Origin of the sequence: Candidatus Pseudomonas auctus (assembly GCF_048654275.1) — a bacterium.
GTDB classification, from domain to species: Bacteria; Pseudomonadota; Gammaproteobacteria; order Pseudomonadales; family Pseudomonadaceae; genus Aquipseudomonas; species Aquipseudomonas pharyngis.
Window position 1 is genome coordinate 100,366 of the sequence record NZ_JBJYZK010000003.1, and the last position, 23,548, is coordinate 123,913.

21 protein-coding genes are annotated in these 23,548 nt (G+C 59.6%); 9 read left to right on the forward strand and 12 right to left on the reverse strand.

Annotation, left to right across the window (positions count from 1 at the left end):
• Positions 1-84: 84 nt before the first annotated feature.
• From lpxD to rpsB, 11 genes are all read right to left on the reverse strand, one after another.
• Positions 85-1,140, reverse strand: coding sequence for a UDP-3-O-(3-hydroxymyristoyl)glucosamine N-acyltransferase (lpxD, locus tag ACKUG4_RS06915; protein WP_445433703.1), 1,056 nt, complete (start codon positions 1,138-1,140; stop codon positions 85-87).
• A 3-nt stretch (positions 1,141-1,143) separates the two neighbouring features.
• Positions 1,144-1,647, reverse strand: a complete 504-nt coding sequence (locus tag ACKUG4_RS06920) for an OmpH/Skp family outer membrane protein (RefSeq protein WP_003222140.1) — start codon at positions 1,645-1,647, stop codon at positions 1,144-1,146.
• 45 nt (positions 1,648-1,692) lie between these two features.
• Positions 1,693-4,083 (reverse strand): outer membrane protein assembly factor BamA, encoded by a 2,391-nt coding sequence (gene bamA / locus ACKUG4_RS06925; protein WP_039769675.1) that lies wholly within the window; start codon positions 4,081-4,083, stop codon positions 1,693-1,695.
• Positions 4,084-4,157: 74 nt separating this feature from the next.
• Positions 4,158-5,510: a sigma E protease regulator RseP gene (gene rseP, locus ACKUG4_RS06930; RefSeq protein WP_210711080.1), complete on the reverse strand. Its 1,353-nt coding sequence runs from the start codon at positions 5,508-5,510 to the stop codon at positions 4,158-4,160.
• Positions 5,511-5,563: 53 nt separating this feature from the next.
• Positions 5,564-6,754 (reverse strand): 1-deoxy-D-xylulose-5-phosphate reductoisomerase, encoded by a 1,191-nt coding sequence (ispC, locus tag ACKUG4_RS06935; RefSeq protein ID WP_085647793.1) that lies wholly within the window; start codon positions 6,752-6,754, stop codon positions 5,564-5,566.
• Positions 6,751-7,557 (reverse strand): phosphatidate cytidylyltransferase, encoded by an 807-nt coding sequence (locus ACKUG4_RS06940; RefSeq protein WP_445433704.1) that lies wholly within the window; start codon positions 7,555-7,557, stop codon positions 6,751-6,753. Before ACKUG4_RS06940 ends, ispC begins: the two co-directional genes overlap by 4 nt.
• Positions 7,557-8,312: a polyprenyl diphosphate synthase gene (gene uppS / locus ACKUG4_RS06945; protein ID WP_007954779.1), complete on the reverse strand. Its 756-nt coding sequence runs from the start codon at positions 8,310-8,312 to the stop codon at positions 7,557-7,559. The genes ACKUG4_RS06940 and uppS overlap by 1 nt, the downstream gene beginning before the upstream one ends.
• Before the next feature lie 14 nt (positions 8,313-8,326).
• Positions 8,327-8,884, reverse strand: a complete 558-nt coding sequence (gene frr, locus ACKUG4_RS06950; protein ID WP_011332684.1) for a ribosome recycling factor — start codon at positions 8,882-8,884, stop codon at positions 8,327-8,329.
• Positions 8,881-9,624 (reverse strand): UMP kinase, encoded by a 744-nt coding sequence (gene pyrH, locus ACKUG4_RS06955; protein WP_011332683.1) that lies wholly within the window; start codon positions 9,622-9,624, stop codon positions 8,881-8,883. The genes frr and pyrH overlap by 4 nt, the downstream gene beginning before the upstream one ends.
• A gap of 211 nt (positions 9,625-9,835) precedes the next feature.
• Positions 9,836-10,699, reverse strand: a complete 864-nt coding sequence (tsf, locus tag ACKUG4_RS06960) for a translation elongation factor Ts (RefSeq protein WP_064593783.1) — start codon at positions 10,697-10,699, stop codon at positions 9,836-9,838.
• A 190-nt stretch (positions 10,700-10,889) separates the two neighbouring features.
• Positions 10,890-11,627: a 30S ribosomal protein S2 gene (rpsB, locus tag ACKUG4_RS06965; RefSeq protein ID WP_008052780.1), complete on the reverse strand. Its 738-nt coding sequence runs from the start codon at positions 11,625-11,627 to the stop codon at positions 10,890-10,892.
• Positions 11,628-12,001: 374 nt separating this feature from the next.
• Between rpsB and map the strand changes: the two genes are divergently transcribed.
• The 5 genes from map to ACKUG4_RS06990 all read left to right on the forward strand — a co-directional run bounded on the left by map (position 12,002) and on the right by ACKUG4_RS06990 (position 18,522).
• Positions 12,002-12,784 (forward strand): type I methionyl aminopeptidase, encoded by a 783-nt coding sequence (gene map, locus ACKUG4_RS06970; RefSeq protein WP_039769663.1) that lies wholly within the window; start codon positions 12,002-12,004, stop codon positions 12,782-12,784.
• A gap of 40 nt (positions 12,785-12,824) precedes the next feature.
• Entirely contained in the window at positions 12,825-15,527 is a 2,703-nt protein-coding gene (locus tag ACKUG4_RS06975; protein WP_236190260.1) for a [protein-PII] uridylyltransferase, read from the forward strand.
• A 43-nt stretch (positions 15,528-15,570) separates the two neighbouring features.
• Positions 15,571-16,770, forward strand: coding sequence for a succinyldiaminopimelate transaminase (gene dapC, locus ACKUG4_RS06980; protein ID WP_445433705.1), 1,200 nt, complete (start codon positions 15,571-15,573; stop codon positions 16,768-16,770).
• Between the two features lie 167 nt (positions 16,771-16,937).
• A complete protein-coding gene (locus ACKUG4_RS06985) occupies positions 16,938-17,672 on the forward strand; it encodes a M12 family metallopeptidase (protein ID WP_445433706.1) in 735 nt (244 codons plus the stop codon).
• 175 nt (positions 17,673-17,847) lie between these two features.
• Complete coding sequence (locus ACKUG4_RS06990; protein WP_064593769.1) at positions 17,848-18,522, forward strand: zinc metalloprotease; 675 nt, start codon at positions 17,848-17,850, stop codon at positions 18,520-18,522.
• Positions 18,523-18,544: 22 nt separating this feature from the next.
• Here ACKUG4_RS06990 and ACKUG4_RS06995 read toward each other — a convergent pair whose 3' ends face one another.
• The gene (locus tag ACKUG4_RS06995; protein WP_445433707.1) at positions 18,545-20,176 is read right to left on the reverse strand and encodes a Na+/H+ antiporter; all 1,632 of its coding nucleotides are present in this window, start codon (positions 20,174-20,176) and stop codon (positions 18,545-18,547) included.
• Between the two features lie 181 nt (positions 20,177-20,357).
• Here ACKUG4_RS06995 and ACKUG4_RS07000 point away from each other — a divergent pair, with 181 nt between their 5' ends.
• The 4 genes from ACKUG4_RS07000 to ACKUG4_RS07015 all read left to right on the forward strand — a co-directional run bounded on the left by ACKUG4_RS07000 (position 20,358) and on the right by ACKUG4_RS07015 (position 23,543).
• Positions 20,358-20,720 (forward strand): ArsC family reductase, encoded by a 363-nt coding sequence (locus ACKUG4_RS07000; RefSeq protein ID WP_003222107.1) that lies wholly within the window; start codon positions 20,358-20,360, stop codon positions 20,718-20,720.
• Between the two features lie 31 nt (positions 20,721-20,751).
• A complete protein-coding gene (dapD, locus tag ACKUG4_RS07005; protein ID WP_007954762.1) occupies positions 20,752-21,786 on the forward strand; it encodes a 2,3,4,5-tetrahydropyridine-2,6-dicarboxylate N-succinyltransferase in 1,035 nt (344 codons plus the stop codon).
• A 150-nt stretch (positions 21,787-21,936) separates the two neighbouring features.
• Entirely contained in the window at positions 21,937-23,142 is a 1,206-nt protein-coding gene (locus ACKUG4_RS07010) for an aminotransferase class V-fold PLP-dependent enzyme (protein ID WP_064593763.1), read from the forward strand.
• A complete protein-coding gene (locus ACKUG4_RS07015; protein ID WP_445433708.1) occupies positions 23,139-23,543 on the forward strand; it encodes a SufE family protein in 405 nt (134 codons plus the stop codon). Before ACKUG4_RS07010 ends, ACKUG4_RS07015 begins: the two co-directional genes overlap by 4 nt.
• Positions 23,544-23,548 lie beyond the last annotated feature (5 nt).

Sequence of the window (23,548 nt, forward strand, 5' to 3'; positions counted from 1 at the left end):
GATTGGGAGCGCGACTGACGCGCACTCCTCTAGCAAATCAAGGAGGCAGTCCAGAGGCTGTGCACACTTGATATGGAAATGGTATCAGCCTTCAGATGAAGCATTACCGCCAGGGGTCACTTCCCCGGAGCGCTTTTCCAGCTGTTTCAAACGTCGCGCGATGTCATCGAGCTGACGAATACGGGCCGCGCTTTTGCGCCATTCGGCCGCCGGTTGCATGGCTGTGCCGGAAGAATAGGCACCCGGCTCGGTAATCGAGTGGGTCACCATGGTCATCCCGGTCAGGAATACGTTGTCGCAAATATCGATGTGCCCTACCAGGCCAACACCCCCGGCGAGCATGCAGTGCTTGCCGATTTTGGTGCTGCCGGAAATCCCCACGCACGCGGCCATGGCGGTGTGGTCACCGACCTGCACGTTGTGGGCGATCTGAATCTGGTTGTCGAGCTTCACGCCATTGCCGATCACGGTATCGGCCAGCGCACCGCGGTCGATGGCGGTATTCACGCCAATCTCCACATCGTCACCGATGGTCACGCCACCGATCTGGGCAATTTTCTGCCAGATGCCCTTCTCGTTGGCGAAGCCGAAGCCTTCACCACCAAGTACGGCACCAGACTGGATCACCACGCGTTTGCCGATCCGCACATCGTGATACAGCGTGACCCGCGGGGCCAGCCAGCCGCCCTCGCCGATTTCACTGCGTGCACCGACGACGCAATGTGCACCGAGCGTCACGCCTGCGCCGATTCGCGCACCAGCCTCAATCACCACGAAGGGACCAACACTGGCGCTCGGATCGACCACGGCATCCTCGGCAATCACTGCCGTCGGATGAATGCCGGCAGTGGCCTTGGGCTTCGGATCGAACAGATGGGAAATGCGTGCGTAAGCCAGGTAAGGATCCGGCACCACCAGCGCATTACCGGCATAACCTTCCGCGTCGGCAGCCTTGAGCAACAGGGCTGCGGCCTGCGAGCCAGCCAGGTATTTACGGTATTGGGGGTTTGCCAGAAAGCTCAACTGAGCTGGGCCAGCCTCCTGCAAGGTGGCTAGCCCAGTGATTTGCTTCTCGGGGTCGCCACTCAGGGTGGCGCCGAGGAACTCGGCCAACTGGCCGAGCTTGATAGTCACGGTCATGGGTTACTTCAGCTGATTCATGCGCTCGATAACCTGGCGCGTGATGTCGTACTGAGGTTTGACATCGATTACTGCGCCACGCTCGAACACCAGGTCAAAACCACCTTTCTTGATGACTTCTTCCACTGCGCTATCCAGTTTCGGCTTCAGTTGCTTGAGCATTTCGCGGTCGGCAACAGCCTTGGCTTCGTTCAGCTCCTTGGACTGGAACTGGAAGTCACGAGCCTTTTGCTTGAACTCAAGCTCCAGACGCTCGCGCTCGCCTTGCTGCATCTTGTCGCCACCGGCCATCAGACGATCCTGAATGCCCTTGGCACTGCTTTCCAGGGTCTTGAGCTTGGTCAGTTGCGGGCCAAACTTCTTCTCGGCATCCACGGCGTACTTCTTCGCCGCGTCGGATTCCAGCAGAGCCATCTGATAGTTCAGGACGGCGATTTTCATGTCGGCAAATGCCGGGCCTGCCACCAGTACGGAGGCCAGGAGAACCAATTGAGTCAACTTACGCACGATGCACTCCTACAAAATCCATTGTCGTTGTCTTGGGTCAGACGCTTAGAACGTCTGGCCCAGGGAGAATTGGAACACTTGAGTTTCAGCTTCATCCGGTTTCTTGATCGGCATCGCCAGTGCAAAGCTCAGCGGGCCCAGTGCGGTGACCCAGGTCACGCCGACACCGACGGAGCTGGCCATGTTGCTGAGGCTGATGTCGTTGCACTGAGTGGCAGAAGTCGAGCCGACAGTCGCGTTGGTAGTCTTCTCGCACTTGGAGTCAAATACGTTACCCACGTCCCAGAATACCGAAGTACGCAGCGAACGCTGATCCTTGACGAATGGCAGCGGGAACAACACCTCGACACCACCCTGGATCAACACGTTGCCACCGAACGGCAGCGGATCCTGATCCGGGTCACGCAACGTACCGGCGTTACCGGTCACACCGGCGCCACGACTAGGGGTACTGCGTGGACCCAGCGTGCTGTCTTTAAAGCCACGAACCGAGTTGAAACCACCAGCATAGTAGTTTTCATAGAACGGCAAGCCGTCGGTCGAACCGTAACCATCGCCATAGCCCAGCTCGGTGTGCAGGCGCATGGTGTAGTTCTCGCTCAAAGGCTGGAACAACTGGCCACGGTAATCGAGCTTGAAGAACGACAGATCGCTGCCTGGAATGGTGGTTTCCAGGGTCAGGCTCTGGGAACGACCACGGGTTGGCAGCACACCCTTGTTCAGGGTCGACTCGGACCAGCCGGCCGAAGCCTTGAAGTTCAGGTAGTTGTCGCCTTCACGCTTAACGAAGTCGAAAATCTCGTCAACGGTGTACTGGCCGGTCTTGATCTTGTCCTGCTGAGCGGACAGGCCGAAGGTCAGACGCGAAGTCTCGCTGATCGGGTAGCCCACGTTCACGCCGGCACCCAGGCTGTCTACCGCATAGCTCGCTACGTCGACATCGAGGTCTTTGTAGTCGGTGGTGCGATAGAAAGCGTTGTAACCCAGGCTCACGCCATCGGCGGTCCAGTACGGGTCAACGTAGCCGAAGTTGTAGCGGCTCTGGTATTCGCTGCGGGTCAGGCCGACGCTGACGCGGTTACCGGTACCGAGGAAGTTGTTCTGGGTGATCGAACCACCGAGGATCAGACCGGCACTCTGGGCGAAACCGACGCTGGCGGTGATCGAACCGGAAGCCTGCTCTTCAACGCTGTAGTTCACGTCAACCTGGTCATCGACACCTGGCACAGCCGGGGTCTCGACGTTGACTTCTTTAAAGAAGCCCAGACGCTCCAGACGGGTCTTGGACTGGTCGATCAGGTAGGTCGAAGCCCAGCCACCTTCCATCTGACGCATTTCACGACGCAGCACTTCGTCCTCGGACTTGGTGTTGCCACGGAAGTTGATGCGGTTGACGTAGGCACGCTTGCCCGGATCGACAGCGAACAGGATATCGACGGTGTGATCTTCATCGTGCGGTTGTGGCACGCCGTTGACGTTGGCGAAGGTGTAACCCTCGTTACCCAGACGACGGGTGATCAGTTCGGAAGTGGTGGTCATCAGCTTGCGCGAGAACACCTGACCCTTCTGCACCAGCAACAGCGACTTGACCTGGTCCTCAGGGACTTTCAGGTCACCGCTGAGCTTGACGTCACGAACGGTGTACTTCTCGCCTTCGTTGACGTTGACGGTGATGTAGACGTGCTTCTTGTCCGGGGTGATGGACACCTGGGTCGAAGCGATATCCATGTTGATATAGCCACGGTCCAGGTAGTAGGAACGCAGACGCTCCAGGTCACCGGACAGTTTTTCACGGGCATACTTGTCGTCGTTCTTGAAGAACGACAGCCAGTTGGTGGTTTTCAGTTCGAACAGGTCGGTCAGGTCTTCCTCGGGGAAAACCGTGTTGCCCACCACGTTGATGTGCTGAATGGCGGCGACGGTGCCTTCGTTGATCTTCACTTTCAGGCCGACGCGGTTGCGCGGCTGCGAGACCACTTCGGTATCGACGGTAGCCGAGTAACGACCTTGTGCAACGTATTGACGTTGCAGCTCGTTACGCACGCCTTCGAGGGTCGCGCGCTGGAAGATCTCGCCTTCGGCCAGACCGGACTGCTTGAGGCCTTTCATCAGGTCTTCGGTGGAGATCGCCTTGTTGCCTTCGATCTCGATGCTGGCGACCGAGGGACGCTCGACGACCGTGATCACCAGAACGTTGCCTTCGCGGCCCAGCTGGATATCTTGAAAGAAACCGGTTTTGAACAGCGCACGAGTGGATTCCACCAGGCGACGATCATCCGCCTGCTCGCCGACGTTCAACGGCAAGGCACCAAAGACGCTACCCGCGGAGACCCGCTGGAGGCCATTGACGCGAATATCAGAGATAGTGAAGGACTCGGCGTGAACTTCGGCGATCATCAATACGGTGAGAACCGCAGTTAGCAGCAGACGTTTCATGAAGTCCTTTCTTATTCCAACTGGCAATAAACAAACTGCCGCAAAATGCGGCAGATTCGCAATTCAGCGAAGCGTTACAGACGACCCAGATCGTTGACCAGAGCAAGCAACATCACCCCGACCACCAAGCTGATACCGATCTGTATCCCCCAACCTTGCACCCGATCCGACAAGGGACGACCACGCGCCCACTCGATCAGATAAAACAACAAATGCCCCCCATCCAGTACAGGAATGGGCAGCAAATTCAGAACCCCCAGGCTAATACTCAGATAAGCAAGGAAATTCAGGAAATCAGCGACGCCCGACTGGGCAGAAGCGCCCGCCACTTTAGCAATGGTTATCGGTCCACTCAAGTTTTTTACCGAGAGCTCGCCGAAGAGCATTTTCTTCAGTGAATCCAGCGTCAGTACGCTCATGGTCCAGGTACGACGGGCACCCTCGCCAATCGCCGCCAAAGGCCCGTAACTGACCTCGCGAATCATTTCCGGCGGCCAGTCGACAGCCTTGACACCTGCCCCCAGGTAACCGCTTGGCGACTTTTTATCGCCACGCGCAGCCAATGTCACAGGGACGTCGATTTGAACACCGTCGCGCTCGACGCGCAGCACGATTTTGGTATCAGGACGCGTACGAACGGTATCGACCACCTGCTGCCAGTCATCCAGCGCCTTGCCATCAAGCGTCAACAGACGATCACCGGTTTTCAGCCCGGCTGTCTGGGCAGGGCCTTTCGGATCAAGTTCGGCCAGCACCGGCGGCAATGCCGGGCGCCAAGGACGAATACCGAGGGAGCGAATCGGGTCCGGCTCGTCAGCCCCTTTGAGCCATTTATCGAGCGCCAGCTCACGAGGTGAGTCAGCCGTGGAGCCAGGCTCGCGCACCATCAATTGCAGTGAGCCGCTTTCCCCCAGGCGTCGCACCAACTGCAGGTTGACCGCAGCCCAGCCCGAGGTCGGCTCACCGTCGATGGCAACGATTTCCTGACCAGCGCTCAGCCCCGCTGTCGCAGCGATGCTGCCGGACTCCACCGAACCGATGACCGGACGAATCTGCTCGCTGCCGAGCATCGCCAGCACCCAGAAGAACACCAGCGCGAGCAGGAAGTTGGCCACAGGGCCGGCCGCGACGATGGCGATGCGCTGACGCACGGACTTGCGATTGAATGACTGATGAAGCTGATCGGCCGGCACTTCGCCTTCGCGCTCGTCGAGCATCTTGACGTAGCCACCCAGCGGAATCGCGGCGACTACAAACTCCGTACCCTGCTTGTCATGCCAGCGCAGCAGCGGCATGCCGAAGCCAACGGAGAAACGCAGAACCTTGACGCCACAGCGACGCGCGACCCAGAAGTGGCCGAATTCGTGAAAGGTGACCAGCACACCCAGAGCGATCAGGGTGCCGGCAATCATATAGAGCGCGCTCATCTACTTTCTCCGCAATCCTGTCCAGTGCCGCGTGAAGCCATGTATTGCAAGACCTATCGGCCGTGACGACTCAACCACTGCCCGGCCAATGTCCGGGCGGTTGCATCAGCGGCGAACACCGCATCGAGATCATCCAGCGCCACCACAGGCTCGAGATTCAAGACTTCCTCGATGATACTCGCGATTTCCAGGTAGCGAACCCGTCCGTCGAGAAACGCGGCAACCGCCACTTCATTCGCCGCGTTGAGCATGGCCGGGGCACTGTTTCCCGCCTCGGCGGCCTGCCGCGCCAGGCGCAGGCACGGGAAACGCTCCTCGTCGGGAGCTTCGAAATCCAGGCGCGCCACAGCGAACAGATCCAGCGGCGCCACGCCCGAATCAATGCGCTCTGGCCAGGCCAGGGCGTTGGCAATCGGCGTGCGCATATCGGGATTGCCCAACTGCGCCAGCACCGAGCCGTCCACATAATCGACCAGCGAGTGAATCACGCTCTGCGGGTGAATCACCACTTCGACTTGCGATGGCTTGGCATCGAACAACCAGCAGGCCTCTATCAGTTCGAGCCCCTTGTTCATCATGCTGGCCGAATCCACCGAAATCTTGCGCCCCATGGACCAGTTCGGGTGCGCACAGGCCTGATCCGGTGAAACATGCGCCAGTTCGGCCATCGGCGTTTGGCGAAACGGACCACCGGAAGCCGTCAGCAAAATCCGACGGACCCCAACGTTACTCAGCCCGCGAGCATAGTCCTGCGGCATGCACTGAAAAATCGCGTTGTGTTCGCTGTCGATCGGCAACAGGACCGAACCGCTCTTGCGCACCGCCTGCATGAACAAGGCGCCGGACATGACCAGCGCTTCCTTGTTGGCCAGAAGAATCTTCTTGCCCGCCTCGACTGCCGCGAGAGTCGGGCGCAGGCCGGCAGCGCCGACGATGGCGGCCATGACGGCATCCACCTCGGGTGCCGCAGCGACCTGACACAATCCTTCCTCGCCGACCAGCACCTGCGTCGGCAGGCCCGCGGCTCGTAAATCATCCTGCAGGTTGCGAGCGGCGCCGACCTCCGGCACTACAGCATATTTAGGAAGATGACGGACACACAGGGCAAACAGTTCGCTCAGGCGGGTAAAACCGCTCAGGGCGAAGGCCTGATAACGCTCCGGATGCCGGGCGATGACATCCAGGGTGCTCAGACCGATCGAACCGGTCGCGCCCAGGACGGTAATCTGCTGTGGGCGACTCACGACGCCGCCATCCACAACAGCACCGCGAATACCGGGATCGCCGCCGTCAGGCTGTCGATGCGATCCAGTACACCACCATGGCCGGGCAGCAGATTACTGCTGTCCTTGATGCCGGACTGGCGCTTGAACATGCTTTCGGTCAGATCGCCCACCACCGAGATGAAGACAATCACCGCCGCACCGATCAAACCCTTGAACAGTTGTGCCACTGTCCAGTCACGGAACAGCGCGACCAACGTGGTGGTGACCAGACTTAACGCCAGACCGCCATACACGCCCTCCCAGCTTTTGCCGGGACTGACTTGCGGAGCCAGCTTGCGCTTGCCGAACGCACGACCGGAGAAGTACGCCCCGATATCAGCCCCCCAGACCAGCACCATCACCGCCATGATCAACCAGTTACCGAGCGGGTATTGCTTGATCAACATCAGCCCTTGCCAGGCAGGCAACAGAATCAGCAAACCGATTACCAGCTTGGCGGCGGCGCTGGACCAATGCTCGCTGGAGCGCGGATACGTCAGCACCAGCCAGGTCGCCAGCACCCACCAGATCACCGACGCGCCCAGCACCCATGGTGCCAACCCCGGCAGGATGTACATGACGAACAGCATCAGCGCGACCACCGCCGCGTAGCCGACACGGAATGCCTGCGCGGTGAAGCCGGCCAGGCGCGCCCACTCCCAGGCACCCAGACTCACGACCAGCCCGATGAACAGGGCAAAACCGGACCCTTCGAGCAGGAAAAAACCACCCAGGGCGATCGGCAATAGAATCAGTGCAGTGATGATGCGTTGTTTAAGCATTAAACCCGGGCTCCAGCTTCGACCTGCTCGCTCGTTTTACCGAAGCGACGCTGGCGCAAAGCGAAATCGGCCAGCGCATTGCGCATGGCTTCGTGTTTGAAGTCCGGCCAGAACAGGTCGGAGAAGTACAACTCGGCGTAGGCCAACTGCCACAAGAGGAAGTTGCTGATGCGATGCTCGCCGCCGGTGCGGATGCACAAATCAGGCAACGGCAGATCACCAGTGACCAGACAGGTCTGCAGCAGATCCGGGGTGATGTCTTCCGGCCGCAAATGCCCGGCCTGAACCTCACGCGCCAGACGCTGTGCCGCTTGCGCAATGTCCCACTGACCGCCGTAGTTGGCAGCGATTTGCAGGATGAAACGGTTGGCACCGGCGGTCATCGCTTCGGCTTCACGCATGGCTGCCTGAAGCTCAGGATGAAACCGCGTACGGTCACCAATGATGCGCAGACTGATGTTGTTGTCGTTCAGGCGCTTTGCCTCACGACGCAACGCCTTGAAGAACAGATCCATCAAGGCGCTCACCTCATCGGCCGGGCGCTGCCAGTTTTCACTGGAAAAAGCGAACAGGGTGAGCACCTCGACCTTGGCCTCGGCACACACCTCGATCACCGCCCGTACAGCGTCCACGCCCGCTTTATGCCCGGCGACACCCGGCATGAAGCGTTTTTTCGCCCAGCGATTGTTGCCATCCATGATGATCGCGACATGGCGCGGCACCGCGGACGGCGCAGTCTGCTTGGTCTTGTCCATTTAAAACTCGACCCTTATACGGCCATCAGGTCTTTTTCTTTCTCGGCCAGCTTGGCGTCGATTTCAGCCACGAACTTCTTGGTCAGATCGTCGATCTCGCCGGCTGCGCGACGCTCTTCGTCTTCACTGATTTCCTTTTCCTTGACCAGATCCTTAAGGGAGCTGTTGGCATCGCGACGGATGTTGCGCACGGCAACACGAGCGTCTTCAGCCACATCACGCGCCTGCTTGGTGAAACCGCGACGGGTTTCTTCAGTCAGGGCCGGCATGCTGATCAGCAGCAACTCACCCAGGTTGGTAGGGTTCAGGTTCAGACCTGCACTGCCGATGGCCTTGTCCACGGCACCCAGCATGTTGCGCTCGAACGCAACGACTTGCAGGGTACGGGCATCCTTGACGGTGATGTTGGCCACTTGTTTGATCGGGGTATCAGCGCCGTAGTAAGGCACCATCACGCCTTCCAGGATGCTCGGGTGCGCCTGACCGGTGCGGATACGGCCGAAGTTGTGAGCCAGGGACTCAACGGACTTCGTCATGCGCTCTTTAGCGTCTTTCTTGATTTCGTTGATCATTGTTGGACTTCCTCGATCAGAGTGCCTTCAGCGCCACCATGCACGATGTTCAGCAGGGCGCCCGGCTTGTTCATGTTAAATACGCGCAGCGGCATCTTGTGATCGCGGCACAGGCAGATAGCCGTCAGATCCATTACACCCAGCTTGCGATCCAGTACTTCATCGTATGTCAGATGATCGAACTTCTCGGCATGCGGGTCTTTGAACGGGTCAGCGGTGTAGACGCCATCGACCTTGGTCGCCTTGAGCACGACATCAGCGTCGATTTCAATAGCGCGCAGGCAGGCTGCCGAATCCGTGGTAAAGAACGGATTGCCGGTACCGGCCGCGAAGATCACCACGTCCTTGGAGTTCAGGTGGCGCATGGCCTTGCGACGGTCATAGTGATCGGTTACACCGACCATGGAGATGGCCGACATCACGATGGCGGAGATATTGGCACGTTCCAGCGCGTCGCGCATGGCCAGGGCGTTCATCACAGTGGCCAGCATGCCCATGTGGTCGCCCGTGACCCGATCCATGCCGGCCTTGCTCAGCGCTTCACCGCGGAACAGGTTGCCACCGCCGATCACCAGACCGACCTGAACGCCGATGCCGACCAGTTGGCCGACTTCCAGCGCCATGCGATCGAGCACTTTCGGATCGATCCCGAACTCTTCCGAGCCCATCAGGGCCTCGCCGCTAAGCTTGAGTAGAATGCGTTTATAGCGAGCCTGATAACCACTGCCCTGCTGAGCCATTGCGAATCTCTCCTGCGGCGTATTTTAAAAATTCTTTGCGAGCTGTTTACAGCTGGCGTTCACTCTAGCTTGGCGCTGCTTCAGCGCCATCGGAACATGGCTTTGTAAGTCAGTTCCAAGGGGAAACCAATTAAAAATTGGTAACCCTATCTGAAAAGAGGCTGCGCGCGTGAGCGGGCAGCCTCTTTCGGGCGACAGTTGAAAAACCGTCTTATTGCTTGGCGGCAGCCAGCTGGGCAGCAACTTCTTCAGCGAAGTTGTCGACCGGCTTCTCGATGCCTTCGCCTACTTTGAAGTAGGTGAAGGAAACGATTTCAGCGCCGCCTTTCTTGGCCAGCTCGCCAACCTTGATTTCAGGGTTCTTGACGAACGCCTGCTCAACCAGGCTTGCTTCTGCCAGGAACTTGCTGATACGGCCTTTGACCATGTTCTCAACAATGTTTTCTGGCTTGCCTTTGATTTTTTCTTCGTTCAGCTGCAGGAACACAGCCTTTTCACGCTCGATCGCTTCGTCGGAGACTTGCGAAGGCAGCAGGAACTCAGGGTTGCTTGCAGCAACGTGCATTGCGATGTCTTTGGCCAGCTCGACGTCGCCACCTTTCAGGACAACAGCAACACCGATCTTGTTGCCGTGCAGGTAGGTGCCGACTACGTCGCCTTCTACGCGCACCAGGCGACGGATGTTGACGTTCTCGCCTACTTTGGCAACCAGTGCTTCGCGAGCGGCTTCTTGAGAAGCGATCAGCGGAGCTGCATCGGTCAGCTTGTCAGCGAATGCTTTGTCAACGCTGGCAGCAACGAAGTTTTTGAAGTCGTCCTGCAGAGCCAGGAAGTCGGTCTGCGAGTTGACTTCGATCAGAACGGCAGCCTTGCCGTCGTCCTTGATGGCGATAGCGCCTTCAGCGGCAACGTTACCAGCTTTCTTGGCAGCCTTGATGGCGCCCGAAGCACGCATGTCATCAATGGCTTTTTCGATGTCGCCGCCAGCCTTTTCCAGGGCTTTCTTGCAATCCATCATGCCTTCGCCGGTACGCTCGCGCAGTTCTTTGACCAACGCTGCAGTAATTGCTGCCATTTTCAAATTCCTCTTGGATAGGTTTTCAACCATTCCACCCGATCGAACGGGCGTTCAATTCTTCCCGAACCTGTTTGTAGCCGCTGCACGTTACAGATGCTGTAGCTGCGCTGCCGACAGATGGTTTTCGAGGTGGCAAAAAGGGGGCCAAGCCCCCTTTTTGCTTACTGAGTCAACGCCAGGGCGTCAATTACTCAGCTGCAGCCTGAGTTTCTTCAGCTGCGAATTCTACAGTACCGCCAGCAACGTTGTTGCGACCGCGGATGACTGCGTCAGCCATCGAACCCATGTACAGCTGGATAGCGCGGATTGCGTCATCGTTGCCTGGGATGATGTAGTCAACGCCTTCCGGGCTGCTGTTGGTATCGACAACGCCGATGACCGGGATGCCCAGCTTGTTGGCTTCGGTGATCGCGATGCGCTCGTGGTCAACGTCGATCACGAACAGTGCGTCTGGCAGACCGCCCATGTCCTTGATGCCGCCCAGGGAGCGATCCAGCTTCTCAAGATCGCGAGTGCGCATCAGCGCTTCTTTCTTGGTCAGCTTGGCGAAAGTACCGTCTTCGGCTTGTACTTCAAGGTCACGCAGACGCTTGATGGAAGCACGAATGGTCTTGAAGTTGGTCAGCATGCCGCCCAACCAGCGGTGATCGACGTACGGCGAACCGCAACGTGCTGCTTCTTCAGCAACGATCTTGCCAGCGGAACGCTTGGTGCCGACGAACAGAATCTTGTTTTTGCCCTGGGCCAGACGCTCTACGAAAGTCAGAGCTTCGTTGAACATTGGCAGGGTTTTTTCAAGGTTGATGATGTGAATCTTGTTACGCGCGCCGAAAATGTATTTACCCATTTTCGGATTCCAGTAACGGGTTTGGTGACCGAAGTGCACACCGGCCTTCAGCATATCGCGCATGTTGACTTGGGACATGATAGTTCCTTGATAAGTCGGGTTGGGCCTCCACGTATCCCAATGACCAACCATTGATCCGAGGATCAAAGGCACCCAGGCCATCGTGTCGACACGTGTGTGGGTTAATGCTCCCGGAGCTATCCCCGGAAAGCGGCGCATTTTATACCACAGGGGCGACGCAAACGGAACCCGGAATCTGCAATCGCGTCAGGGACATGCGCGCCAGCCCCTTGGAATCGGGACAATGCGCCGCATTGTATAGAGAGAAGCGATACACGCAGGCGCGGATTTGCGCCTTTGGTCTGTTAGAATCGCGTTTTTCGGGGCCGCCAAATCAACAGCCGCGCCCCTGTTCGTATCAGCAAGCGCCGTCGAGCGCAGAGAGAGCCTGTATGACCGTCACCCTCAAAACCCCCGAGGACATCGCTGGCATGCGTGTCGCCGGCAAACTGGCCGCCGATGTGCTGGAAATGATTGCCGAGCACGTTAAGCCTGGCGTGACCACCGATGAGCTGAACCAGATCTGCCACGACTATATCGTCAACGTGCAGCAGGCCATCCCTGCCCCGCTCAACTACAAGGGCTACCCGAAGTCGATCTGCACCTCGATCAACCACGTGGTCTGCCACGGCATCCCGAACGACAAGCCGCTGAAAAACGGCGACACCCTGAACATCGACGTCACCGTGATCAAGGACGGTTACCACGGCGACACCAGCCGCATGTTCCACGTCGGCACCGTGCCGGTCTGGGCCGAGCGCCTGTCGCAGGTCACCCAGGAATGCATGTACAAGGCGATCGAGATCGTCAAACCCGGCTGCCGCCTCGGCGACATCGGCGAAATTATCCAGAAGCACGCGGAAAAGAACGGCTTCTCGGTGGTACGTGAATTCTGCGGCCACGGCATCGGCAAGGTGTTCCACGAAGAACCGCAGATCCTGCACTACGGCCGTGCCGGCACCGGCATGGAACTGAAGGCCGGCATGACCTTCACCATCGAGCCGATGATCAACCAGGGCAAGGCCGACACCAAAGTACTGGGCGACGGCTGGACCGCGATCACCAAGGATCGCAAGCTGTCGGCACAGTGGGAACACACCTTGCTTGTCACCGACACCGGCTACGAGATCTTCACCCTGCGCAGCGACGACACGATCCCGCGCATCTCGGCCTGACCCAGACACCGTTCCCAGCCTATAGAAGGAAAGCCAATCGATGCCGCAGGTGGATCCCGAACTCTTCGACCGCGGCCAGTTCCAGGCTGAACTGGCCCTGAAAGCGAGTCCCATCGCGGCGTTCAAGAAGGCGATCCGCCAGGCCCGCGAAGTGCTCGATGCACGTTTTCGGGCCGGTCGCGACATCCGGCGACTGATCGAAGATCGGGCGTGGTTCGTCGATAACATCCTGCAAAAGGCTTGGGACCAGTTCGACTGGAGCGAAGACGCCGACATCGCGCTGGTCGCGGTCGGCGGCTACGGTCGCGGTGAATTGCACCCCTACTCCGACATCGACCTGCTGATCCTGCTGGACAGCGCCGACCACGAAATCTTCCGCGATTCCATCGAGCGTTTTCTCACCCTGCTGTGGGACATCGGCCTGGAAGTCGGTCAGAGCGTTCGTTCGGTGGACGAATGCGCCGAAGAGGCGCGCGCCGACCTGACGGTGGTCACCAACCTGATGGAAAGCCGCACCATCTGCGGCCCCGAGCGCCTGCGCCAGCGCATGCTCGACGTCACCAGCACCGCACACATGTGGCCGAGCAAGGAGTTCTTCCTGGCCAAGCGCGCCGAGCAGAAGGCTCGCCACCACAAGTACAACGACACCGAATACAACCTCGAACCCAACGTCAAAGGCTCGCCCGGCGGACTACGGGATATTCAGACCATTCTGTGGGTAGCCCGTCGTCAGTACGGCACCCTGAACCTGCGTGCCCTGGCCGGCGAAGGCTTTCTGGTCGAGAGTGAAAACGCCCTGCTGGCGTCCTCTCAAGAATTCCTCTGGAAAGTGCGTTACGCCCTGCACATGCTGGCCGGTCGCTCCGAAGACCGCCTGCTGTTTGATCACCAGCGCACCATTGCCGGGCTGCTGGGTTTTGAAGGCGACGACGCCAAACAGGCCGTCGAAAACTTCATGCAGCAGTATTTCCGGGTGGTGATGAGCATTGCCCAGCTCAGCGACCTGATCATCCAGCACTTCGAGGAAGTCATCCTCGCCCCGGAAGACGAAGCGCCGCCACAGCCGATCAACTCGCGCTTCCAGCTTCACGACGGCTACATCGAGGCACGCAACGACAATGTGTTCCGCCGTACGCCGTTCGCCATGCTCGAGATCTTCGTGCTGATGGCCCAGCAGCCGGAAATCAAAGGCGTACGCGCCGACACCATTCGTCTGCTGCGGGAAAACCGTCACCTGATCGACGACAACTTTCGCAACGATATCCGCAACACCAGCCTGTTCATCGAGCTGTTCAAGTGCAAGATCGGCATCCACCGCAACCTGCGGCGGATGAACCGTTACGGCATTCTCGGGCGCTACCTGCCGGAGTTCGGCTTCATCGTCGGGCAGATGCAGCACGACCTGTTCCACATCTATACGGTCGATGCGCACACGCTGAACCTGATCAAACATCTGCGCAAATTGCAGTACACCCAGGTGTCGGAGAAATTCCCACTGGCCGCCAAGCTCATGGCTAAGCTGCCCAAGCCTGAACTCATTTATATGGCCGGCCTGTACCACGACATCGGCAAGGGCCGGCATGGTGATCACTCGGAAATTGGTGCCGTGGACGCTGAAGCGTTCTGTCAGCGCCATCAATTGCCGGTGTGGGACAGCCGCCTGATCGTGTGGCTGGTGCAGAACCACCTGGTGATGTCGACCACCGCCCAGCGCAAGGACCTGTCCGACCCGCAGGTAATCCACGACTTCGCGCTGGCGGTCGGTGACGAGACACGTCTCGACTACCTGTACGTGCTGACCGTGGCCGACATCAACGCGACCAACCCGACGCTGTGGAACTCGTGGCGCGCCAGTCTGCTGCGCCAGCTCTACACCGAAACCAAGCGTGCACTGCGCCGCGGCCTGGAGAACCCGGTGGATCGCGAAGAACAGATCCGCCAGACCCAGAGCGCAGCACTGGACATTCTGGTGCGCGGCGGCACCGACCCGGATGACGTCGAGCAGTTGTGGGCGCAGCTGGGCGACGACTACTTCCTGCGCCACACCGCCGGGGATGTGGCCTGGCACACCGACGCCATTCTCCAGCAACCGGCTGACGGCGGCCCGCTGGTGCTGATCAAGGAAACCACCCAGCGAGAATTCGAGGGCGGCACGCAGATCTTCATCTATGCGCCGGACCAGCACGACTTCTTCGCCGTGACCGTGGCTGCGATGGATCAGCTCAACCTGAACATTCACGACGCCCGGGTCATCACGTCCAGCAGCCAGTTCACCCTCGACACCTACATCGTGCTCGATACCGATGGCGACTCGATCGGCGACAATCCGGTCCGGGTCAAGCAGATTCGCGAGGGACTGACCGAAGCCCTGCGCAACCCGGCCGACTACCCGACGATCATCCAGCGTCGGGTGCCACGCCAGCTCAAGCATTTTGCGTTCGCCCCGCAGGTGACGATCCACAACGACGCCCAGCGTCCGGTAACCGTACTGGAACTCACTGCGCCGGATCGTCCAGGCCTGCTGGCACGGGTCGGCGGGATTTTCCTCGAGTTCGACCTGTCGCTGCAGAACGCCAAAATCGCCACCCTGGGCGAGCGGGTGGAAGACGTGTTCTTCATCACCGACGCCCACAATCAACCGCTGTCCGACCCGCTGCTGTGCAGCCGTTTGCAGGATGCCATCGTCGAACAGTTGAGCGTCAATCAGGAACCCGATATCAACCTGTCGCGCATCAGCATTTGATTGCGCGCCCGGATTCAACCGCTTTGCACGAGATCCCGCACCGATGAACAACGCTCTGTCCCAGCTTCAGCCCTACCCGTTCGAAAAGCTCCGCGCCCTGCTCGGCAGCGTTACGCCAAACCCGGACAAGCGCCCGATCGCGCTGTCCATCGGCGAACCGAAGCATCGCTCGCCAAGCTTCGTCGCCGAGGCGCTGGCCAACAATCTGGATCAGATGGCGGTGTACCCGACCACCCTCGGCATTCCGGCCCTGCGCGAAGCCATCGCGGCCTGGTGCGAACGTCGTTTCAACGTACCGAGCGGCTGGATCGACCCGGCGCGCAACGTGCTGCCGGTCAACGGCACCCGTGAAGCGCTGTTCGCTTTCACCCAGACCGTGGTCAACCGTGGCGACGACGCACTGGTGGTCAGCCCGAACCCGTTCTATCAGATCTACGAAGGCGCAGCGTTCCTCGCCGGGGCCAAGCCGCATTACCTGCCGTGCCTGGACGAGAACGGCTTCAATCCGGATTTCGACGCCGTATCGCCGGAGATCTGGAAGCGCTGCCAGATCCTGTTCCTCTGCTCGCCAGGCAACCCGACCGGTGCGCTGATTCCGGTCGACGTGCTGAAAAAGCTGATCGCCCTGGCCGACGAATACGACTTCGTGATCGCCGCCGACGAGTGCTACAGCGAACTGTACTTCGACGAACAAACCCCGCCGCCGGCCCTGCTCAGTGCCTGCGCAGAACTGGGCCGCCAGGACTTCAAGCGCTGCGTGGTGTTCCACAGCCTGTCCAAGCGCTCGAACCTGCCGGGGCTGCGTTCCGGTTTCGTCGCCGGCGACGCCGACATCCTCAAGGGCTTCCTGCTGTACCGCACTTACCACGGCTGCGCGATGCCGGTTCAGACCCAACTCGCCAGCGTCGCTGCGTGGAATGACGAAGTGCATGTACGCGCCAACCGTGCGCTGTATCGCGAGAAATTCGATGCCGTGCTGGCGATCCTCAGCCCGGTGATGGACGTGCAGCGCCCTGATGGTAGCTTCTATCTGTGGCCGAATGTGCAAGGCGACGATGCCGCGTTCTGCCGTGATCTGTTTGCCGAAGAACACGTGACCGTGGTGCCGGGCTCGTACCTGTCGCGCGACGTCGATGGCGTCAATCCGGGCGCCGGGCGCGTGCGGATGGCGCTGGTTGCGCCGCTGGCGGAATGCGTCGAGGCTGCCGAGCGTATTCGCGACTTCGTCCTGCGCCACAAGTAATGTCTGAATGCCCGTGCCGGGCAATCCGGCACGGGTGGTCAAATATCACGTAACACTTCCCCTGTTTTTTGTACCCCATTCCTGTGCCGGCCAGACGTTAGTCTTGAGTCGCGCTATTCGCTGCGCGTGAACCAACGCCAACTTTAACTTCATGGAAGAAGTGAACAATGAAAGAACTTCTGGATTGCCAACTGATTCAATGGCCTGACGATCAGGCCGCTTACACAGCCGCCATCAACGAGAATCCGGCAAATGCCGGTACCCACAGCGCACCCGGCTCTCGCCGCAAACGCTCCGTGATCAATTACTCGAAACTCTGGGCAAATGGCCGCACGTTAAAAATCGCATTCACGGATGCACCCGACGCAGACCTTAAGGCCGCGATTATCAAGGCGGCCTGTAAATGGCTGCCCTATATCAACCTCAAGTTTGAATTCGTCGACGATCTGAAAGGTGATATCCGCATCGCCACTCGGAACAATAACAACAGTTCGGTGCTCGGCACTGATGCGCTATTGATTCATCCCGACCATCCAACGATGAATCTGGGCGTCAAACCGGAACATGCCGATTTCGAAACCATCGTGGTTCACGAGTTCGGCCACGTGCTGGGGGCCCTGCACGAACATCAGCACCCTCAAGCCAATATTCCGTGGGACAAACCCAAGGTGTACGCGTTTTACCGAAATCGGGAAATGAATCCGCTGACCCGCGAACAGGTCGACCGCAATCTGTTCGCCTCCTTCGATACGCTGGACGCGCTTTATACGAATTACGACAGGCGATCGATCATGCACCATCCCGTATCGAACGATTTGACCATCGGCAACTGGCAAGTCCCGATCAACCGCAAGATCAGTAAAAAAGACAAACAATTGATGAAACTGCTTTATCCGAAATAAATTCCTGCTTCAAAACAATATTCGTCAGGTGCAACGCCTGACGAACCTGGATTGAACACACACCTACTTACATCAAACAACTTTCATACTTTCACGATCAACAATAACTTCACCACCCGAACTCATCGCGTTGCTGGACACGTTAATTATTTCCTGCAAGTAAGGACACTTGAACATGATTCAAACAATCACCCAGTCCCGCCGAAAAAAACGCGCAGCCGGCAAACCGGCTCACTTCTGGACGCCTGGCCAGACATTGCGAATTGCCTTTCTGAATGGCGACCAGGCGTTCAAAGAGGCTGTCAAAACCGCAGCGAGCAACTGGCTGCCTCACATCAACCTGAAGTTCGATTTTGTCGAGGGCGACTCAGGGGATATTCGTATCAAAAGCGAGCCCGGTATTTACTGGTCTGTCATCGGTAACAACGCCCTATTGGTCGAAGCGCCAGACCCGACCATGAGGCTGTCACCGGACCTGCGAGCACCAGCGTTCTTCGCCGCCAATGTCATGCATGAGTTCGGGCACGCATTGGGAGCCGAACATGAGCACCTGCACCCGGAGTCAAACATTCCCTGGAACAAACCTGCGGTTTACGCCTCACACGGCGTGGCCGAAGACGCCGATGAAGACGATTACGCGCGCCAGTCTGTCGATGAACGCTACTTCAACCTGCTCGATGCAGGCTCGTTCGACTATTCGCCTTACGATCCGAAATCGATCATGCATTACCCCGTTCGCCAGGACTGGACCCACGGCGATTTCAAGATTTATCTGAATCGAGTGCTCAGTGAAAAAGACAAGGCCTTCATGGCGAAGGTCTATCCGTACCCTGCTGCACAAACGGCGTAATCGGTGGACCGGGCCTCCTGGATTATTTGACCTGCCCCAGATTGGCCTCACTCAAATCCAGTTCTCCCAACACTTCCCGTAAAACGTCATCACCAATCTGATGCTGACGACTGAGGCTGTACAACTCAAGGCGCTGCGCCCGCAATGCCTTGAGGCGCAAGCGGCGTTCAAGCAGATCCATCTGGAACGCCAATGCCTGGGCTTCGGCGGAATCGTTGAACACCTCCAGCTGATGGCGGTACTCGGACATGATCCGCGCCTTGAGTTCCGCCGCCAGCGCGGCTTGCGCGGCATCCTGCGGGTTGACTTCTTCGATTTCCAGCGCGTGAATCGCCGCTTCCGCCGTCTTGCGCCAGGCGTCGCGCACTTCCTGACGACGCTTGTCGTCCGGGCTCTTTTCGAGGCCGCGCAACAGCAATGGCAGCGCAATACACGCCGCCACCAGCGACAACAGAATCACCCCGGCGGCGATGAAGATCAGCAGGTCGCGCTCGGGAAACACCTCGCTGCCCATCAGCATCGGCACCGACATCACACCCGCCAGGGTCACCGCACCGCGCACACCGCCAACGGTCAGCAACCAGCAGGAACGGGCGGTCGGCACCTGCGTCAGATCCCCCTTCCCACGCAGGCGACGCAACAGCACCGAAAGACGCCAGATGCTCTGCACCCAGATAAAACGCAACAGCACCAGCGCCAGAAAGATCGCCACCACATCGAGACAGCGATAGAACAGGGTCGGCCATAACGAGGTCTCGTGGCTGACCACCGCTTTAATGATGTCCGGCAGTTGCAGACCGAGCAGCAGGAAGATCAGGCCGTTGAAGGCAAACTCCAGCAACGACCACACGCTGCGATTGAGCAACCGGGTGCTGGTCTGGCGCGGCAGCAGATCGAGCCAGCTCTGCATCATCCCCGCCGCCACTGCCGAAAGAATGCCCGACGCGCCGAGTCGTTCGGCCAGCACGTAAGCGGCGAATGGCAACAGCAACATGAACACCACGTGGGTCGCCGGATCGTCCCAGCCCCGGGCGATCATCCAGGCGCGCAACCGACCAACCAGCCAGCTCAGCGCCACACCCACCGCTAGGCCGCCGACCGCGACCAGCACGAAGGTCAGGCTGGCGTTGGCCAGGGAAAACGCACCGGTGACCGCCGCGACCAGGGCGAACTTGAACGTCACCAGGCCCGAGGCATCGTTCATCAGCGCCTCGCCTTGCAGCATGTGCATCAACGGCGTGGGCAAGCGGTTCTGCGAAATGGCCGAGACGGCCACGGCATCCGTTGGCGACAGCACCGCCGCCAGCGCAAAGGCAACCGGCAAGGGAATCGTCGGCAGCAGCCAATGAATGAAGTAGCCCGCCCCGACTACGGTAAACAGCACCAACCCGACCGCCAGTGTCAGCACCGGCCCGCGCAGGCGCCACAATTCCCGCTTGGGCATGCGCCAGCCATCGGAAAACAGCAGCGGTGGCAGGAACAGAAAGAGGAACAGTTCCGGATCAAGGGCCACGTGCAGGCCGAGGGTCGGCCAGGCCAGCAAGGCACCGGCGGCGATCTGCACCAGTGGCAGCGGCAGCGGAATCACCCGTCCAATCAGGCGCGAGACACTGACCAGCATCAGCAGAATCAGGACGGTATAAGCGGTTTGCATAAAGCGGAAATCCCGGACAATCGACAGCGTTGAACTGCCATATTAGCCGCTTAGGCTGTGCGTGGCCGTTGCACCTATGTCGCAGCCCCCTCAGCAAAAGCAACCTCGGCGCCGCGAAACCGTCTGGTCATGGCATAATCCGACACCATTTTTTTCCAGCACCTGTAAAGGGGGCAATTCCTTGACCGTTTCAAGCAAAACGTTGCACCTTTTCGGCATCAAAGCCTGCGACACCATGAAAAAGGCGCGCACCTGGCTCGATGAACACGCTGTCAGCTATGACTTCCACGATTACAAGACCGCCGGCATTGACCGCGAGCACCTGACCCAATGGTGCGACGAGCATGGCTGGCAAACGGTGTTGAACCGCGCAGGAACGACCTTTCGCAAACTCGACGACGAACGCAAAGCCGATCTCGACCAGTCGAAAGCCATCGAACTGATGCTCGCTCAACCCTCGATGATCAAGCGCCCGGTGCTCGATCTCGGTGACCGAACCCTGATTGGCTTCAAGCCAGACATCTACGCGGCCGCGCTCAAGTAAGCAGCCCGTCACTTTTTGTAGAGGTATTCACATGTCCAACTCCCTTTTCAGTATCGCCTTCGGCGTCGGCACCCAGAACCGTCAAGGCGCGTGGCTGGAAGTGTTCTACGCCCAGCCGCTGTTGAACCCTTCGGCCGAACTGGTTGCCGCAGTTGCACCGATCCTCGGCTACACCGAAGGCAACCAGGCCATCACCTTCACCACCGCACAGGCTGCGCAACTGGCTGAAGCCGTGAAAGGCATCGACGCGGTACAAGGCAAGCTGCTGACCCGCCTGGCCGAAAGCCACAAGCCGCTGGTCGCGACCCTGCTGGCCGAAGACGCGCAACTGACTTCGACTCCTGAGGCTTACCTCAAGCTGCACCTGTTGTCCCATCGCCTGGTCAAGCCGCACGGCGTGAGCCTGGCCGGGATCTTCCCGCTGCTGCCGAACGTGGCCTGGACCAGCCAGGGCGCGATCGACCTGAGCGAACTGGCCGAGCTGCAACTCGAAGCCCGTCTGCGCGGCGAGCTGCTGGAAGTGTTCTCGGTGGACAAGTTCCCGAAAATGACCGACTACGTGGTACCGGCCGGCGTGCGTATCGCTGACGCCGCACGTCTGCGTCTGGGCGCCTACGTGGGCGAAGGCACCACCGTGATGCACGAAGGTTTCATCAACTTCAACGCCGGCACCGAAGGCCCGGGCATGATCGAAGGCCGCGTCTCCGCTGGCGTCTTCGTCGGCAAGGGTTCGGACCTGGGCGGCGGCTGCTCGACCATGGGCACCCTGTCGGGCGGCGGCAACATCGTGATCAAGGTCGGCGAAGGCTGCCTGATCGGCGCCAACGCCGGTATCGGTATCCCCCTGGGCGACCGCAACACCGTCGAGTCGGGCCTGTACGTGACCGCCGGCACCAAGGTCGCGCTGCTGGACGAGCACAACAACCTGGTCAAAGTGGTCAAGGCCCGTGAACTGGCCGGTCAGACCGATCTGCTGTTCCGTCGCAATTCGGAAACCGGTGCCGTGGAATGCAAAACCCACAAATCGGCGATCGAACTGAACGAAGCACTGCACGCTCACAACTAAGCGCCGCTGTGACCTCCTGTGGGAGCGGGCTTGCTCGCGAAGACGGTGTGTCAGTCACCCTTCATTTTGACTGACACGACGCATTCGCGGGCAAGCCCGCTCCCACAGGGTTCGGCGTTAACCCGCCCATCTTCACCAGGGCTTGAAACCGTGATGATTCCCTCCCCCTGGCGCGCCGATTTCCCGGCCATCGCCGCCCTGCAACGGCAAGACCAGACCTATCTGGACAACGCCGCCACCACGCAAAAACCCCAGGCCCTGCTCGACGCGCTGGCGCATTACTACGCCAATGGCGCGGCCAACGTGCATCGTGCCCAGCATCTGCCCGGCGCCCACGCCACGCAGGCGTTCGAGGACAGCCGCCTGAAGGTCGCCCAGTGGCTGAATGCCGGTGACAGCGGGCGGATCATCTTCACCCACGGCGCCACCAGCGCGCTGAATCTCCTGGCTTACGGCCTGGAACATCTTTTCCTTCCAGGCGATGAAATTGTCATCAGCGCCCTGGAGCATCACGCCAATCTGCTGCCGTGGCAGCAACTGGCACAACGTCGCGACCTCAAACTGGTGATCCTGCCGCTGGACGATGACGGGGTCATCGACCTCGCTGCTGCCGTTCACCTGATCGGTCCGCGCACTCGCTTGCTGGCGGTCAGCCAGTTGTCCAACGTACTGGGCGCCTGGCAACCGTTGCCGGCGTTGCTGGCGATGGCCAAGGCGCACAACGCGCTGACCGTGGTCGATGGCGCTCAAGGCGTGGTCCACGGCCGGCATGACGTGCAGGCGCTGGGTTGCGACTTTTACGTGTTTTCCAGCCACAAGCTGTACGGCCCCGATGGCCTTGGCGTGCTGTTCGGGCGCAACGCCGCGCTCGAACAACTGCGCCCGTGGCAGTTCGGTGGCGAAATGGTGCTGGAAGCCAATTATCACGATGCGCGTTTCCGCCCGGCGCCACTGGGCTTCGAAGCGGGAACGCCGCCGATTGCCAGCGTGATCGGCCTCGGCGCGACCCTCGATTATCTGGCCGGTCTGGATCAGGACGCCGTGTCCGCCCACGAAGCCGCGCTGCACGATTACCTGTTACGCGGTCTCGCCGCCCGCAATGGCATTCGTCTGCTGGGCAAGCCGCAACTGGCGTTGGCCAGTTTTGTCGTCGAAGGCGTGCACAACGCCGATCTGGCGCACTTGCTGACCGAACAGGGCATCGCCGTGCGTGCCGGGCACCACTGCGCGATGCCGCTGCTCAAGCGTTTCGAACTGGCCGGGGCGATTCGCGTGTCGCTGGCGCTGTACAACGATTCCGAAGATCTGGAGCGGTTCTTTGAAGCGCTGGATCAAGCGCTGGAGTTGTTGCGATGAGTCTGCCGGTCGAGGCCGCCGACGCGCTGCAAACGTTTCAGAACGCCGCCGGCTGGGAACAGCGGGCGCGGCTGTTGATGCAATTTGGTGACCGCCTGCCGCCGTTGAGCGATGCGGACAAGTGCGAGGCCAATCGAGTGCACGGCTGTGAAAGTCAGGTGTGGCTGGTTGGAGAGTTGCGCGACGGTCACTGGCATTTCGCGGCGAGCAGCGATGCACGGATGATTCGAGGGTTGGTGGCGTTGTTGCTGTTGCGGGTCAACGGCTTGACCGCGGGCGAGTTGCAGCAGGTGGATCTGCCGGACTGGTTCAATCAGTTGGGACTGTCGCGGCAGTTGTCGCCTTCGCGCAGCAATGGCTTGAATGCCGTGCTGCAGCGGATGAACGAGCTGGCGCAGTAAAAGGG